The following is a 15,107-nucleotide window of genomic DNA, read 5'->3' on the forward strand; positions in this document are numbered from 1 at the left end:
TATTTATAGAATTTTGCTTCGCAAAATTCTTTGCAATTATGCTTATAGGTAAAATTTAATGCAAAATTTCGCTAAATTTTGCATTGGTATCGATACGCTTTTTGCGATGATTTATTTATTGATTTATCGCAACGAATTTTTAAGAATTTTTTGATAAAATCCCAGCTCTTAATAAAATTTATCATTTAGCAAGGAAAAATATGAAATCTATTTTTAGCATGGAATCTGCCAGCATTATGCTTGCCCTGCTGGCTATCGCGTGCGCGGTGGCGACATTTGTGGAGACTGCATTTGGCACGCCAGTAGCGTGGGCGAGTGTGTATAATGCGTGGTGGTTCGGGCTGATAATGCTACTTTTGGGGCTAAATTTAGCCTACAATATCTACCGCTACCGCCTCGGCGATATCAAAAAGCTTCCGACCTTTATATTTCATTTAAGCTTTCTTTTTATTTTACTTGGGGCTGGGCTTACGAGATATTTTGGATTTGAGGGGAATTTGCACATTAGAGAGGGAGAGGAAAGCTCGCTGATTAGCACCAAGGACGAATTTGTGCAATTAATCAGCATAGGCGAGGATAAAAATTTCATCTCAGCCGATGAAAAAAACTACCTAAGCAGCGTGGGAAAGATGAAATTTGATCTAAATTTAGATGTAAATGGCAAAAACGCAAATTTGAAATTTAAAGAATTTATCCCACACGGCGAGCTAAAATGGGTCAAAGACGAGAGTCAAAGCGCACCCGCTAGAATCGAGTTTTTGTTCTCAAACGATACCCAAAAACAGCCCCTTTCGCTACTTTCTGGGCAGAGTATCGAGCTAGGCGAGGTTAGCATTAGCTTTAATACCATGCCAAAAACCAAATATTTCATCTATGTCAAAAACGATGCCGATAAATTCTATATAAACTCGAATTTCGACATAAACGCCACTAAAATGGGCACTAGCGAAAAAATCGCACTAAATAAAAACGAAGATAATCTAATCGATGATTTATCGCTTTATAGCTTTGAGGGGACGAATTTCGCCCCAGTTAGCCTGCTAAGCTCAGCTGTGGAAAAATTTGTGCCAGTAGAAGAAAATTTAGCTGGTATGGGTGGCATTATCGCAGATCTTAGCTATAACAACGAAAGCAAAGAGGTGCTAGTAATACAAGGCGAAAAAGGCCTTCAATACGAAGTCGGTGGCGCAAATTTTATCACGCTTTTGGGGCCAAAAATGGTAAATTTGCCGTTTAAATTAGCTTTGCGCGATTTCGTCATGGATCGCTACCCAGGCACAAACTCGCCCTCAGGATATAAAAGCGAAGTTACCGTCAAAGACGGCGCAAACAGCTATGATTACGATATTTATATGAACCATGTCCTAGATCACGGCGGATACAGATTTTTCCAAAGCTCGTATGATAGGGACGAGGGAGGCACTGTGCTATCTGTAAATCGCGATCCGGGCAAATTCCCGACATATCTAGGATATTTTCTACTCTGCCTTGGCATGTTTTTAAACTTTTTAAACCCAAATTCACGCTTTTTCAAGCTTTCTAAACTCATCAGCGAAAACACTCACCTAGCAAAAAGCGTGGCGATTTTGGCTATAATTTTCGCCTGTGTTGCGCCAAATTTAGCCCACGCAGAGGGAAATGAGAGTGTGAATTTAAATGAAATCAAGCTAAATTTGCCAAATTTTGATAAGGAATTTAGCAAAGAACTTGGCAAATTAGTCGTGCAAGGTTTCAATGGCCGTATGGAACCATTTGATACAGTTTCGCGCGAAATTTTGCACAAAATTTACCGCGGCGAAACCTACAAGGGCGAGGACGGGATTACGCTCAATCACAACGAAGCCTTGCTTTCGTTTATGCTAAATCAAGATTATTGGCGCACCGCCAAAATCATACGCATAGGCGATAAGGAACTACGCAAAATTCTAGGTTTAGATGAAAATCAAAAATACGCTTCGATGATGGATTTTTTCGAAATGAAGGATAATGAGAGCTTTTATAAGCTCGATAAATTAAGCGAGGAAATCAACCGCAAACCCCTTGGTAACCGCTCTACGCTCGATAAAGAAATCATCAAAGTAAATGAGAGAGTAAATGTGTTTTACGGCGCGATTATGGGCGAATACTTCCGCATAATCCCTACCGGAAAGTCAAACGATAGCACCTGGATTTCGCCGTTTGCAACCCTTGAAATGCTAGGCGAAAGTGAGCGAGATAAGGTGCGCGATATGAGCGCGATGTTTGCCACGGCTGTGATTTACGCCCAAAACAAAAACGACTGGCAAAGCGCAAACAAAATGCTAAACATTATCAAGGATTATCAAATCAAAAATGGTGGCGAGTTAGCACCTAGCGAGAGTGCGATAAAATATGAAATTTTATACAACAACGCGCATATTTTCAAACGACTTTTTTCGATTTATACAATCGCTGGATTTTTGCTTTTAATCTTTATTTTTATCCGTATGATGAAGCCAAATTTGGGCTTAAAATGGGCGTTTAATCTAGTTTGGTTTGTAAATGTAGTGGCGTTTTTGATCCACACTTTCGGACTTGCGCTTCGTGCGTATGTATCAGGACACGCGCCGTGGTCGAATTCGTATGAGTCGATGATTTATATCGCGTGGGCGCTAGCGCTTAGTGGAATTTTCTTTTCGCGCAAATCTGCGATTTCTTTGGCGCTAACGGCGATTATGGCGGGAATTACGCTAATGGTCGCGCATTTAAGTGATATGGATCCACAAATCACAAACCTACAACCAGTCCTTAAATCTCACTGGCTGACAATCCATGTCTCTGTAATCACCGCTAGCTACGGATTTTTGGGGCTTTGTATGTTGCTTGGAATTTTCACGCTTTTGATGTTTTGCTTCGGCAAAAACAACCCAGAAATCGCGCGCAATATCACAGAAGCCACTAGAATCAACGAAATGTCGATGATTCTTGGACTTTGTTTGCTAACAGCTGGAAACTTCCTAGGTGGCGTGTGGGCGAACGAGAGCTGGGGCAGGTATTGGGGCTGGGATCCAAAGGAAACTTGGGCTTTGATTACGATTTTTGTCTATGCGATTGTGGTGCATTTTAGATTTATGCCAAAGCTAAATTCACAATTTGCCTTCGCCGTAGCGTCGATGTTTGCGTATTTTAGCGTCATAATGACATATTTTGGAGTAAATTTTTATCTCACAGGCATGCACTCTTACGCAGCGGGCGAAAAAATCCCTGTGCCAAGCTGGGCATATATAATGACAGCTTCTATGTTTATTTTAGCAATCGTTGCATATTTTCGCTCGGGAAAATCGGCTAGATTGTAAAATTTATTATATGAAATTTAGAGTTTGTAAAAATAAAATTTCAAACTCTAAATTTTAAAATTTCATTAAATAATTCCCTTAAATAGGCATTTTAAGCCAAAATTCTTAACTCAAATCAATTAAATTTAATATTTATTTGGCTAGAATTACCCTTTTATTTCACAAAAAGAAAGGGTAAAGATGTCTGTTAAATCTGATTTTAGTGAAAATAGACGAGGCTTTATCGGACTTGCGTTTGGTGCGGTCGCTGCTGTGGGTGGCGTATTTGCATTAGGCGGTATGAAAAAAAGCTGGGATCCGCTTCCTAGCGTCAAAGCAGCCGGCGTAACGACTGTGGATTTAAGCCCGATTAAAGACGGAGAGCTATACAGGACAGAGTGGCGCAAAAAGCCAATATTTATTCTCAAAAAGACAGCCGATATGGGCAAAAACGATGAACGAGATGTCGTCGTAGGTGGCGCTAGATACACGCTTTGTATCGGTTTATGCACGCATTTGGGCTGTATCCCTAGCTACAAACCAGCTTCTAAACAATTCGTTTGCGCATGCCACGGAGGCGTTTTCAACACTGATGGCGTAGCTGTGTTTGGTCCGCCACCACGCGGTATGGATATACCTCCGTTTAAAATAGACGGAACTAAACTTGTCCTTGGCGAAGAAGGCCCTGAATATCAAGCTCTAATGGGCAAAGCGTAGGAGGATTGATATGCATGTAAGAAAATCAACAGGCATCTTGGATTGGTTAGATCAAAGACTTGCTGTTAATAAATTTATGAAAGTTATGATGACGGAGTATTGGATTCCGAAAAACATCAGCTTTTTATGGGCTATGGGCGTTATTTTGATGACGCTATTTATCGTGCTTTTTGTAAGCGGTTTAATGCTTGTAATGTATTACAAACCAGACGCTGCTTTGGCCTTTGATAGCGTAAATAAAACTATCATGCAAGAGGTAGAATATGGCTGGCTATGGCGACATATCCACGCAGTGGCTGCTTCGGTCGTGTTTTTGGTGATTTATATCCACACTTTTGCGGGACTTTACTATCGCTCATATAAGCAAGGTAGAGAGATGATTTGGGTCAGCGGTATGCTACTTTTCATACTTTTTTCAGCCGAAGCTTTTAGCGGATATATGCTTCCTTGGGGACAAATGAGCTACTGGGCGGCTATGGTTATTACAAATTTATTCGGTGGAATTCCAGTCATAGGACCAGCTGTGGTCGAGTGGATTAGAGGCGATTACGCTGTAAGCGATCCGACTTTGACAAGATTTTTTATGCTTCATGTCTGCTTGCTTCCGATAGTCGTAATCTCTGTCATCGCGTTTCACTTCTACGCGCTTCGCGTCCCTCATGTCAATAACCTAGACGGCGAAGAAATCGATTTTGAGGTAGAGAGCGAAAAATTCCTAAGTGGCGATACAAAAAATGCGAAAGTTATCCCATTTTGGCCAGGATTTTTATCAAAAGACTTCTTATATCTCTCAATCTTTATGATATTTTTCTTCTATTTGGTTGGATTTCAATTCAATTTCGCAATGGATCCGATAAATTTCGACCCTGCAAACAGCCTCAAAACACCAAACCATATCTACCCAGAGTGGTATTTCTTGTGGCAATATGAAATTTTACGCGGATTTTTCTTTGATGTTGGACCATTAAAGGCAGCAGATATCGGACTTATGGCGTTTGCGTTCGCTGGCGTTTCGCTAATGATAGTTCCATGGATGGATAGAAGCTCTGTCGTAGCCCCAGCTCACAGAAACAAAGCATATTTTATCTGGTTTTGGGTATTACTAATCGATATGATACTTTTAAGCCTATTTGGCAAACTCCCAGCAGACGGCGCAGAGCTTGGCATGCCAAATACATATTGGGGCTTTATTTTATCGATACTTTATATCGCATTGATAGTAGTTGTCTTGCCTTTGATAACAATCGCAGAAAGAAAGAAAAGAGGTTAAGATGAAAGAGATAAAAACATTAGCAATACTCGTTGTTTTAGTAGCGGTTTTATACTGGATGATTGAGCCTTTTGCTCATACTAGACTTAGCCCGCATGTCGATCCTGCTAATTATGACTTTGCAGCCGAGGATATCACGCTTGCTACTACAAATGTAGAAAAGGCGCAAAAAGCCCTAGAAACAGCCCAAAACTCAGGCGATGATGGTATGATCACAAGTGCGACTAGAACGCTTCAAGACGCGAAAAACCAACAAGACAAGGTTACGCTATTTTGGGACGAGATCAACAAAATCGACATTATCAAAGGTGATGCCACAAGAGGCGCTGATACCTTTATGAACGCAGGTTGTGTGGCATGCCACGGCGTAAGCAAGCTTGGCATGGACGCTCCAATGGACGCGACAAGCGCTAGCGAAGCTTATGGCGTAAATCCACCAGATCTTAGCAGTGCAGGATATCTATACTCACCAAAATTCCTAGCCGCTCTTATCAAAGATCCTGTAATGGCGATGAAGCTAGATCATAAATTTGGCGATGAAAACCCGCACCCAATGCCAGCATTTTACGGACTTGGCGATGATATAAACCAAGAAATCGCAGATATCGTAGCGTATCTACGCTCAATCGCACCAAGCGCAATGGAAAACGCGCAGGTTTTCGAGGACTCATGCCAAAGATGCCACGATGTCAAATATGCTGGTCGCAAAGTCACAAGCGATATGGAGAAAGTCGCAGCCTACATGGGCTCTACTCCGCCAGATTTATCAATGATGATTCGCTCGAAGTTGCCTGATTATTTGCACGAGTTTATCAACGATACACAAAAGAAACTCCCAGGCACATCTATGCCTCGCGTTGGCTTGACACAAGAAGCTGAAAATCAAGTCGTCGCCTACCTCGAAGAAGTCGGCGATAGCAAAAAAGATGAGCGCGAAAAAACAGCACTTTACATAATGCTATATTTCGCGATTTTATCAGTTTTCGCTGGACTTTGGAAAAGCAAAATTTGGTCGAAACTTCACTAAAACTAAGTAGTCGGTTCGCCGACTACTTTTAAATTTATCCCCTAAATTTCAATAAATTTTCTCAAATTTAACCTTTAAATTTCACTAAATTTCGATTTCAAATTCGCATAAATTTTGCCCTAAATTTGGCTAAATTTCGGCTATCATTTAGCCTTGTTTTTGATAAACATTTTTATTATAGTTTAAGTATTTTGCTGTATAATCCCAAACTGATTTTGAAACCAATTAGCAAAAAGGCAGGTTATGAAATTTATCCTAAAATCATCTTTTTTACTGATTTTTCTGTTTTTATCATCGCTTTTTGGCGCAGATTACCAAGTCCATGCCCAGGCGATAAAGGCTAAATTTGAGCAGGCTTTGAGCGCGTATGATAGCGGCGATAGCGCTAGTGCGCGCAAACTAACCCAAGAGGCGTATTTTAGCCATTTTGAAAATTTAGAAGCTGGAATTCGCATAAATTTAGGACAGAAAAAATCCTACGCTATGGAAAAGCAGTTTGGAAATATCCGCAAAGCCTTTAAAGCAGGCACTCCAAGGGGCGAAATCGAGGCTATGATAGCAAAGCTAAATAGCGAAATCACTGAAATTTTGCCAATCATCGAAAGCGGTCATAAACTAGTCGCACAATATCAAAACGAAGGCGAAGAACAGCCTCAAACTAGCACAAATCAAAGCGAAAATTCTGCTCCAAACGCTACGCAAAATTCTAGCGCAAATTCGGCTGCAAATTCGGCAAATCAAACCCCAAATTCCGACCCAAATTCTCCATGGCTTAGCGTTTATAATGATTTCATCACCGAGCTAAATAATGCAAAAACTGCCTTTGATAACAAAGACGAAACCGCGCTAAAATCGGCTCTAAACAAGGCTAAATTTGACATTTATCGCAACACTCGTCTCGAAGAGGTCGTGCGAAAATATGTTTCTAACAAAAACGACCAAATGATTCAACGCATTATCTCAAATTTATTGCGCGATAACCTAAATATGGACGAAGCGAAATTTAACCAATCTCTAAAAGATTTAGACGATTTGCTTCTTAGCGCCACGCAAAATTTGCCTAGCCAAACTTACGCCCTAGCCCCACAAAGCGCGCAAGAGGCTAGCGAAAGCGAAGTGGCGCAAAATGCAGATTTTAGCCAAACCGTAGCAAACATAAAATCCAAAATGGCGCAGGTTTTGGCTCTGTATGAGGCTGGCAAAACCGATGAGGCAATCGATGAGAGCGGAAATATCTACTTCGACGAATACGAAGAAAGTGGCATGGAAGCCCTCGTGGGTGCGAAAAACTCCCAACTCAAACTTGACACCGAGGCTAGCTTCAATAAAATTTCAGCCCTAATTAGCTCTGGCGCGCCAAAAGAGCAGATTATCGCAGCGCAAAACAAGCTTTTCACGCAACTTGAAGAGAGCCTAAATTTGACGCAAAATTCTAGTGCATGGGATCTGTTTTTATACTCGCTCATAATCATTTTGCGCGAGGGTATGGAAGCCCTAATAATCGTAGCTGCCGTCATCGCCCTACTTATCAAATCAGGTAACGAGGGCAAACTAAAAATCGTTTATAGCGCGCTTGTAATAGCGATTTTGCTTAGTTTCGCCACAGCGTGGGGCATAAGTGCGATTTTTGGCGCCGCAAAAGCAGGTCAAAGTCGCGAAATCCTAGAAGGCGCGGTCATGCTAGTAGCCGTGGGATTGCTGTTTTATGTCGGGTTTTGGCTACTTTCAAATGCAAATTCGAAAAAATGGAGCGCATATATCAGTGGAGCGATTTCGCAAAGCCTGAGCGAAAAAGACGGCAAAATGCTATGGTGGATGGTCTTTTTGGCAGTGTATCGCGAGGGGGCTGAGACGGTGCTATTTTATCTAGCGCTCATAATCGACGCTAAAACTCCGAGCGCGCTAGGTATGGTGGGTGCGGGATTTGTCGTAGGCGTAATCGCACTGCTCGTGGTTTATATCCTAATCAAAAAATTCTCGCTTCGTATCGCAATCAAGCCGTTTTTTATGATAACTTCGGCGATTATTTTTTATATGTCGATTGTCTTTGTCGGCAAGGGAATAATGGAGCTAGTCGAGGGCAAGGTATTTACACCAAGCATAATCGAGGGCTTGCCTACGATTACTTGGCTAGGATTTTACCCTTATAAAGAGAGCCTAATCCCGCAAGCTGCGCTAATCGTGGCTTTAATAGTTGGAATTTTGATAATCAAGCAAAAAAACAAATCTATTTCAAAGGAGAATTTATGAAAAAATTATTTTCATCAGTTTTGGCTTTAAGCCTTGCTTCAAGTATCGCCTTCGCTGGCGAGCAACCTATCGGTGAGCCTGTGGAGATGAACGGCATGGAGATTGCCGCTGTGTATCTACAACCAATCGATATGGAGCCAAAGGGCATTGATCTAGCCCCTAGCCTAGCCGATATTCACTTAGAGGCTGATATCCACGCAATCGAGGGTAACGCAAACGGCTTTGGCGAGGGCGAGTGGATCCCATACCTAAAAATCGGCTACGAGCTAAAAAACCTAGATAACGGCAAAATCCAAAAGGGAAATTTCATGCCAATGGTCGCAAGCGACGGCCCACACTATGGCGCAAATGTCAAAATGGAAAATGGCGTGGGAAATTATGAGCTGATTTTCCATATCGAAAACCCAGGCGCAAACGGCTTTGGTCGCCACGCTGACAAGGCCACAGGCGTGGGTAAATGGTGGGGTGCATTTGATGTGAAATACACATTTGCATACACTGGAACTCCAAAAGAATAACGAAATTTCACCCTTTTTGGGTGAAATTTTAGAAGTGTTTGAAAAAATTTTGTGAATTTAGCTAAAACGCGAAAGAAATGCGAAGTAATTTGCAAATTTGCTGTCATTGCGAGGAGCTGTGAAACAGCGACGAAGCAATCCAGTAAAATTTAATGCAAAATTCTACTTAAATTTTGCATTGAACGATTTTTTAAATTTTAAGCGAAATTTGAAATTCTCTGTAAGGGGGAGGGCGCGCTTTTTAGGAGACGCTACCCTCCCCCTTACCAACCCCCACCCCTGTAAAACCTTAGAGGTGGATAATTTTAAAGCTTCGCTTTAAAATTATCTGGCTTATTTCAAACAGCTCTAAAATTTCACATTTAGGTTGCAGTTTTGTCGATATTTTTTTACCATTTTGTTTTGGCATTTTTGCCACTATTTATCATCGTCGCGCACTTTGGCAAAAAAGATTTTGCATTTGCCTTTTTTGGAGCGTTGCTAGGAGGTGCCTGTTTTAGCGCACTAAATCATAGTCTAATCGCGCAAGAGGGCAAAATTTTCTTTGATATTTTAGCATTGATTGCGCTATTTTTACTGCCTTTTTGCGCTAAATTTTGCCTTTCAAAAATTGCCAAATTTTGCATTTTTGCCCTTGGCGTTTGCGCCTGTTTTGAGTATTTTTTAATCAGCGCAAATTTTAAAATTTTTAGCACCGAACTCCTTGATAGCGGGGCGATTCTCAACCTTTTTATGGTGATTTTGGCTCTTTCGTGCTTGGTTTTATTTTACCTGCTTTATAGCGAAATTTTAAAAAATCGTGCGCGCGCAAATTTTGTCGCCCTTGCCCTAACCTGCGCCCTCTTATTCATCGCTAAGCTCGGATTTGTGGGGCTAGGGATTAGGCAGGGCGGATACTTCGCAAATTTCGCCTCGCTAAAATTTATAAATTCGAGCGAATTTCTAAGCATAATCGCCAAAATCATCTACCACAACAATCAGCATTTAATATTGATTTTGTGCGCAATCGCCCTATTTATGGGGATTTTCTACCTAAATTTAGCCCCCAAAAAACTAGCGCGAGATGAAAATATCATCGCTTGGCGCATAAACAAAAGCGCAAGGTTTAAAATTTGGCGCACTTTCCTCTGCACACTCGCACTTTGCGCCCTATTTTGCGCTATTAGCCTCTATTATCTGCTAGTAGCCTCTCGCCCGCCTACGATCGATACACCCACACTCGTAGAGCCAGTAAATGGCGAGTTTGTCTTTGACGCGCAGGCTTTGCAAGACGGGCGTCTTCACAGATATGCCTATATCAGCGACGATGGGCATAAAATCCGCTTTTTTTTGCTAAATAAATTTAGCACTCATCTCTCGCCGGTTGCGGTGTTTGACGCCTGCTCGATTTGCGGAGATATGGGCTATGTCAAAAAGGGCGATGAGCTAATCTGCATAGCGTGCAATGTGCGAATTTTCTTGCCAAGTGTGGGTAAAATGGGTGGTTGCAACCCAATCCCTATGAAATTTGACTTTGACGGCGAGCGCGTGAAAATCGCGCTTAGCGAAATTTTAAGTGGGGCAAGCTATTTTAGCGAAATCGTCGAAAAACAGGTCATCGACCCCGTTTCGCGCGCGAGGATTTCAAATTCATCGAAATTTAGCTATTTGTATTATGGTAGGATTTATTTTTTCGAAAATGAAAAAAATGAAGAAATTTTCACTCAAAATCCGCAAAATTTCGTCGATGAAAACGGCACTTTAAAGGAGCTTAAATAATGTTTTTTAGAATTTTAAAAGCTTCGATTTTTGGGGCTAAGGAGTCGAAATTTTTAGCGTTTTTGACTATTTTTTTATCGGTTGGCTTAATCGCTTGCATGCTAAATATCACTCTTAAAATCGGCGACAAACTAGCAAGTGAGCTTGGAAGATATGGCGCAAATATCGTGGTTTTGCCTAGATCTGCCAACCTAAATATCGAAATTGCAGGGCGCGATTTTTCGCCACTTGCAAACGATGATTTTTTGTCCGAAAGCGATTTAGTCAAAATCAAAGAGATTTTTTGGCGCAACAATATCACAAGCTACGCGCCGTTTTTATCCGAGCAAATCGATGAATTTGAGGTCGTTGGGACATACTTCGACAGACCCGCAGGTGTGAGCGATGAGCCTGATTTTAGGGTCGGGGTAAGGCACCTTTATCCATTTTGGCGCGTGGAGGGCGAGTGGGCAAAGGACGGCGCAAATGATGAAGTCATCGCAGGCGAAAAGCTGGGTTTAAAAATCGGCGATGAGATTGATCTTGGCATTTACACCGTGCGCGTGGTGGGGATTTTGCACGATGCAGAGGAATACAGCGGTAAAATCATCGCAAATTTAGCCTTCGTGCAAAAGCTCACTCACCGCGAGGGTCAAATCGCCAAAGCAGAAGTATCTGCAATGACAATCCCAGAAGATGATTTATCGGTAAAAGCTAGGCGCAATTTAGACAGCCTAGACGCCGTCGAGCACGATACTTGGTATTGCTCAGCCTATGTTAGCTCCATAGCATACCAAATCGCCGAGGATTTCCCAAACGCAAGCGCCAAAGCAGTCCTTAGTGTGAGCGAAGCCCAGAGCGGAATCACCAAAAAAATCCAAGGCCTAATGGGCGTGGTGAGTATCCTCTCGCTCATCATTTCTAGCATTTGCATTGCAAGTTTGCTTAGCAACGAAACCTTCAAGCGCAAAAAGGAAATCGGGCTTTTAAAGGCGCTTGGGGCAAGCGGTTTGGCCATATATTTGCAATTCATCGCCGAAACCCTCGTCGTGTGCCTTTTCGCTTCGATTTTAGGGGCGAGCGCGGGATACTTAGCAAGCCAGATTATCGCTCAGCAAATCTTTGGCTCGTTTTTGGGCTTTGCTCTGCTAGTTTTGCCACTAAGCATTGCATTTGGGTTTGTAATCTGTCTAATCGGCTCGATTTTGCCACTTCGTAGCGCGCTAAAACTGCCACCAGCGGAGGTTTTATATGGTAGAAAATAATAAATTTTATCGCACGATAGTCTTAAAAAGCATTTTTGCCAACTCTTTGCGCTCGTTTGTGATTTTTATCGCAATCGCCCTTGGCTCGGCAGTTTGCGCGGCGTTTGTGAATATCTGGGCAGATATCGACAAAAAGGTCGCAGGAGAGCTAAACTCTTATGGGGCAAATTTGATAATCTCGCCAACCATGGCGCAAGAATTTCGCATTAGCGAAGATGAGCTAAAAGCGAAATTTCGTAGTATTCCAAATCTCAAAGCGCACAATAGCTATCTATTTAAAAGTGCGAATTTAGGGGTAAATTCGGCTGTGGTAATGGGCGTGGAGTTTTCAAATTTGGCAAAAACAATGCCATTTTTGCAACTCAAAGAGGGCGAGCTAATCAGAGTGGATTTCGACGATAAAAACGCCCTAATCGGCGAGGATTTAGCCAAAATTTTAGGCGTGAAGCTAGGCGATGAAATCGGCATTTCTCCGCACAACGCAAATGCAAATTTCACTCACAAAGTCCGCATAAAGGGCATTGTTTTTGACGGAGGCAAGGAAGATGGCTTGCTTTTAATCTCGCTAAATTTGGCGCAAAATATCTTTAATGCCAAAGGCGAAATCAACTACGCCGAAGCGATTGTAGATAGCGATTTTAAGGGTCTTAGCGAAATTTCACAAAATTTAAGCGATGAGAAAATGAGCTTTAATGTCGTGGGCAAAGTATCCAAAACACAAGGCATAATCCTTGATAAAATCAAGCTTTTAATGCTACTAAGCGGTTTTACGATTTTAGCCATAACCTCGATTTGCATAAACACAAGCCTAAGCCAAGTCCTACTCTCTCGCATTAAAGAATTCGCCCTGCTTCGCGCTATCGGCGCAAACAGAGCCAATATCTTTCACATAATTTTGGGCGAAATTTTGCTTTTGTGCGTTAGCGGGGCAGTATTTGGCGCGATAATCGGGTATTTTTTAGCCATAATTTTGGGTCAAATTTTATTTTCCAGCGGAGTGGATTTTAGATTTATAGGGCTTGTAATGGCGGTGATTTTATCGCTGATTTTCGCGCTTAGTGCGAGTTATTATCCCATAAAACGGGCGCTAAATCCAAATTTAGCAAATTTATTAAAGGAATAATATGGAAATTTTAAAATTTAATGGTATTTGTAAATATTTTGGCGATGTAAAGGCGCTAGATGATATTAGCTTTGGCGTGAAAAAGGGCGAGTGGGTGAGCATAATGGGGCCAAGCGGGAGTGGCAAAAGCACGCTTGTAAATATCCTTTCTTTGATGGATAACCCCACAAAGGGCGAGTATTTGCTAGGCGGAGATGATGCTAGCTCGCTAAATGAAGCGCAAATTTTGGAATTTCGTCGCAAAAAAATCGGCCTAGTTTTCCAGCAATTCCACCTCATACCATACCTAAACGCCATTGAAAATGTCATGCTAAATCAATACTATCACTCCTGTGTCGATGAAAAAAGCGCAAAAAGCGCGCTCGAAAGGGTTGGCCTAGCGCACAGGCTAGCGCATAGACCAAGCCAGCTAAGCGGTGGCGAACAGCAGCGGCTTTGTATCGCGCGCGCCCTAATCAACGAGCCTGATATCATCATCGCCGATGAGCCTACGGGCAATCTAGACGAGGCGAACGAGGCTGTGATTTTAGAGCTTTTTAAGGGACTGCGCGCCGAAGGAAAGAGCCTCATACTGGTCACGCACAACGAAGAATTAGGCAAATACGCCGATAAAATCGTGCGTTTAAGGCACGGAAAATTAGATAAAATCGAGGTTTTAAATGAAATTTAAAATTTTAAAATTTGCGCTAGCCCTAGCGTGCGCTTTAATACTTGGCGCATGCGATGGCGAAAAACGCCATTTAGCCCTAAATGGCGAGAGTATCGCGACGAAATTTGACCCTAAAACTCGCTCTTTTGGCGTGAGCGGAAACGACAAACCTGTGATTTTGTTTTTTTTCACGGCTTCGTGTGGGGCATGTGGGGCGCAAACCCCTATCCTAAATGAAATCCACGCCTCGCAAAAAGCCTTTGTAATCGGCGTTTTAGGCGGTGGTGGCGAGCTAGAAACAGATCTTAAAACCGCGCGCGAAAAAGGGGTAAAATTCCCTACGCTTAGCGCGCCAGCCTCTGTGAAATACCTATCAAATGTCGCTGGCGGGATATTTGGCACGCCAACCTCGCTTGTTTTTGATAAAAACGGCAAAATGGTAAAAAAACTAATCGGTCTGTATCCAAAAAGTGCGTTTGAAAATGAAATTTAAAAATTTAGTCTAAATTCAGTAATTATTTAAATTTTTCCACTAGAATTAGTAACTTTTTTATTTAAGGATAAGAAAATGACAAACCGCATACTAATCGCGATTTTCGCCCTATTTAGCGCACTTTGCGCCGAGCCGTATAGCGCGTATTCAAACGACGCTATAATGAAAAAAAATCCTAATGGTGGTGCGAACCTCGACATCGCCAAACTCTACGAATACTCCGACGCGCTGTGCAAACACGCCTGCGAGTATCCGCTGAAATTTGACAGCGAGGACGAAGCCGAGCAAGGATACAACGACTCCGTGCTCATGGCGAGCGTTTTTGAATATATAAACAAAGAGATCATCACCGATCAAATCGACGCCAAAGACCGCACGCAATTCGATATGAAATTCGCCCAAATTTATGTATCCCAACACAATTTCGATGTGCTAGGTGCGAAGGAAAAAGCCGACGCGATTTATGAGAGAATACTAGCGCGCGATAGCCAAAACACTGAGGTTTTAACGACTTATGGCGAGTTTTTGCTAAATTCCACTCGCACAGACAAGGCAAAAGAAATTTTATCTCGCGCCACAGCTCTTGGCGCAAAACGCCCGTATTTGGCACTCGCAGCAATCGAGCTAATGAATCAAAACAACGCCAAAGGGATTGAGTATTTGGAGATTTACTGCGCCGAGTTTAAAGACGACGAAAAGGCCAAAACCACGCTCGAAGGGCTAAAATCAGGCGATATCATAATCGAAAAAATTGAGCGATAATTT

12 protein-coding genes are annotated in these 15,107 nt (G+C 42.2%); all 12 read left to right on the forward strand.

Annotated elements, in window-relative coordinates; genetic code table 11:
- Positions 1 to 200: 200 nt before the first annotated feature.
- The 12 genes from ccsA (at position 201) to OFN67_RS07010 (ending at position 15,104) form a co-directional block, all read left to right on the forward strand.
- Positions 201 to 3,314, forward strand: a complete 3,114-nt coding sequence (gene ccsA, locus OFN67_RS06955) for a cytochrome c biogenesis protein (RefSeq protein ID WP_270868785.1) — start codon at positions 201 to 203, stop codon at positions 3,312 to 3,314.
- A 180-nt stretch (positions 3,315 to 3,494) separates the two neighbouring features.
- Positions 3,495 to 4,010, forward strand: a complete 516-nt coding sequence (gene petA / locus OFN67_RS06960; RefSeq protein ID WP_270859958.1) for a ubiquinol-cytochrome c reductase iron-sulfur subunit — start codon at positions 3,495 to 3,497, stop codon at positions 4,008 to 4,010.
- 10 nt (positions 4,011 to 4,020) lie between these two features.
- A complete protein-coding gene (locus tag OFN67_RS06965) occupies positions 4,021 to 5,280 on the forward strand; it encodes a cytochrome b (RefSeq protein WP_270868786.1) in 1,260 nt (419 codons plus the stop codon).
- Between the two features lies 1 nt (position 5,281).
- Positions 5,282 to 6,307: a c-type cytochrome gene (locus OFN67_RS06970; protein WP_270868787.1), complete on the forward strand. Its 1,026-nt coding sequence runs from the start codon at positions 5,282 to 5,284 to the stop codon at positions 6,305 to 6,307.
- Positions 6,308 to 6,550: 243 nt separating this feature from the next.
- The gene (locus tag OFN67_RS06975; protein WP_270868788.1) at positions 6,551 to 8,557 is read left to right on the forward strand and encodes an FTR1 family iron permease; all 2,007 of its coding nucleotides are present in this window, start codon (positions 6,551 to 6,553) and stop codon (positions 8,555 to 8,557) included.
- Complete coding sequence (locus OFN67_RS06980; RefSeq protein WP_270859954.1) at positions 8,554 to 9,075, forward strand: iron transporter; 522 nt, start codon at positions 8,554 to 8,556, stop codon at positions 9,073 to 9,075. The genes OFN67_RS06975 and OFN67_RS06980 overlap by 4 nt, the downstream gene beginning before the upstream one ends.
- A gap of 375 nt (positions 9,076 to 9,450) precedes the next feature.
- Entirely contained in the window at positions 9,451 to 10,833 is a 1,383-nt protein-coding gene (locus OFN67_RS06985; RefSeq protein ID WP_270868789.1) for a Fe-S-containing protein, read from the forward strand.
- On the forward strand, positions 10,833 to 12,077 hold the full coding sequence (locus tag OFN67_RS06990) for an ABC transporter permease (RefSeq protein ID WP_270868790.1): 1,245 nt from the start codon (positions 10,833 to 10,835) through the stop codon (positions 12,075 to 12,077). The genes OFN67_RS06985 and OFN67_RS06990 overlap by 1 nt, the downstream gene beginning before the upstream one ends.
- A complete protein-coding gene (locus OFN67_RS06995; RefSeq protein WP_270868791.1) occupies positions 12,064 to 13,200 on the forward strand; it encodes an ABC transporter permease in 1,137 nt (378 codons plus the stop codon). The genes OFN67_RS06990 and OFN67_RS06995 overlap by 14 nt, the downstream gene beginning before the upstream one ends.
- A 1-nt stretch (position 13,201) precedes the next feature.
- A complete protein-coding gene (locus OFN67_RS07000; protein WP_270868792.1) occupies positions 13,202 to 13,870 on the forward strand; it encodes an ABC transporter ATP-binding protein in 669 nt (222 codons plus the stop codon).
- Positions 13,860 to 14,342: a TlpA family protein disulfide reductase gene (locus OFN67_RS07005; protein WP_270868793.1), complete on the forward strand. Its 483-nt coding sequence runs from the start codon at positions 13,860 to 13,862 to the stop codon at positions 14,340 to 14,342. The genes OFN67_RS07000 and OFN67_RS07005 overlap by 11 nt, the downstream gene beginning before the upstream one ends.
- Positions 14,343 to 14,417: 75 nt before the next feature.
- Positions 14,418 to 15,104: a tetratricopeptide repeat protein gene (locus OFN67_RS07010; RefSeq protein WP_270868794.1), complete on the forward strand. Its 687-nt coding sequence runs from the start codon at positions 14,418 to 14,420 to the stop codon at positions 15,102 to 15,104.
- Positions 15,105 to 15,107: the final 3 nt, after the last annotated feature.

Source organism: Campylobacter sp. JMF_11 EL3 (assembly GCF_027736965.1).
GTDB lineage: Bacteria > Campylobacterota > Campylobacteria > Campylobacterales > Campylobacteraceae > Campylobacter_B.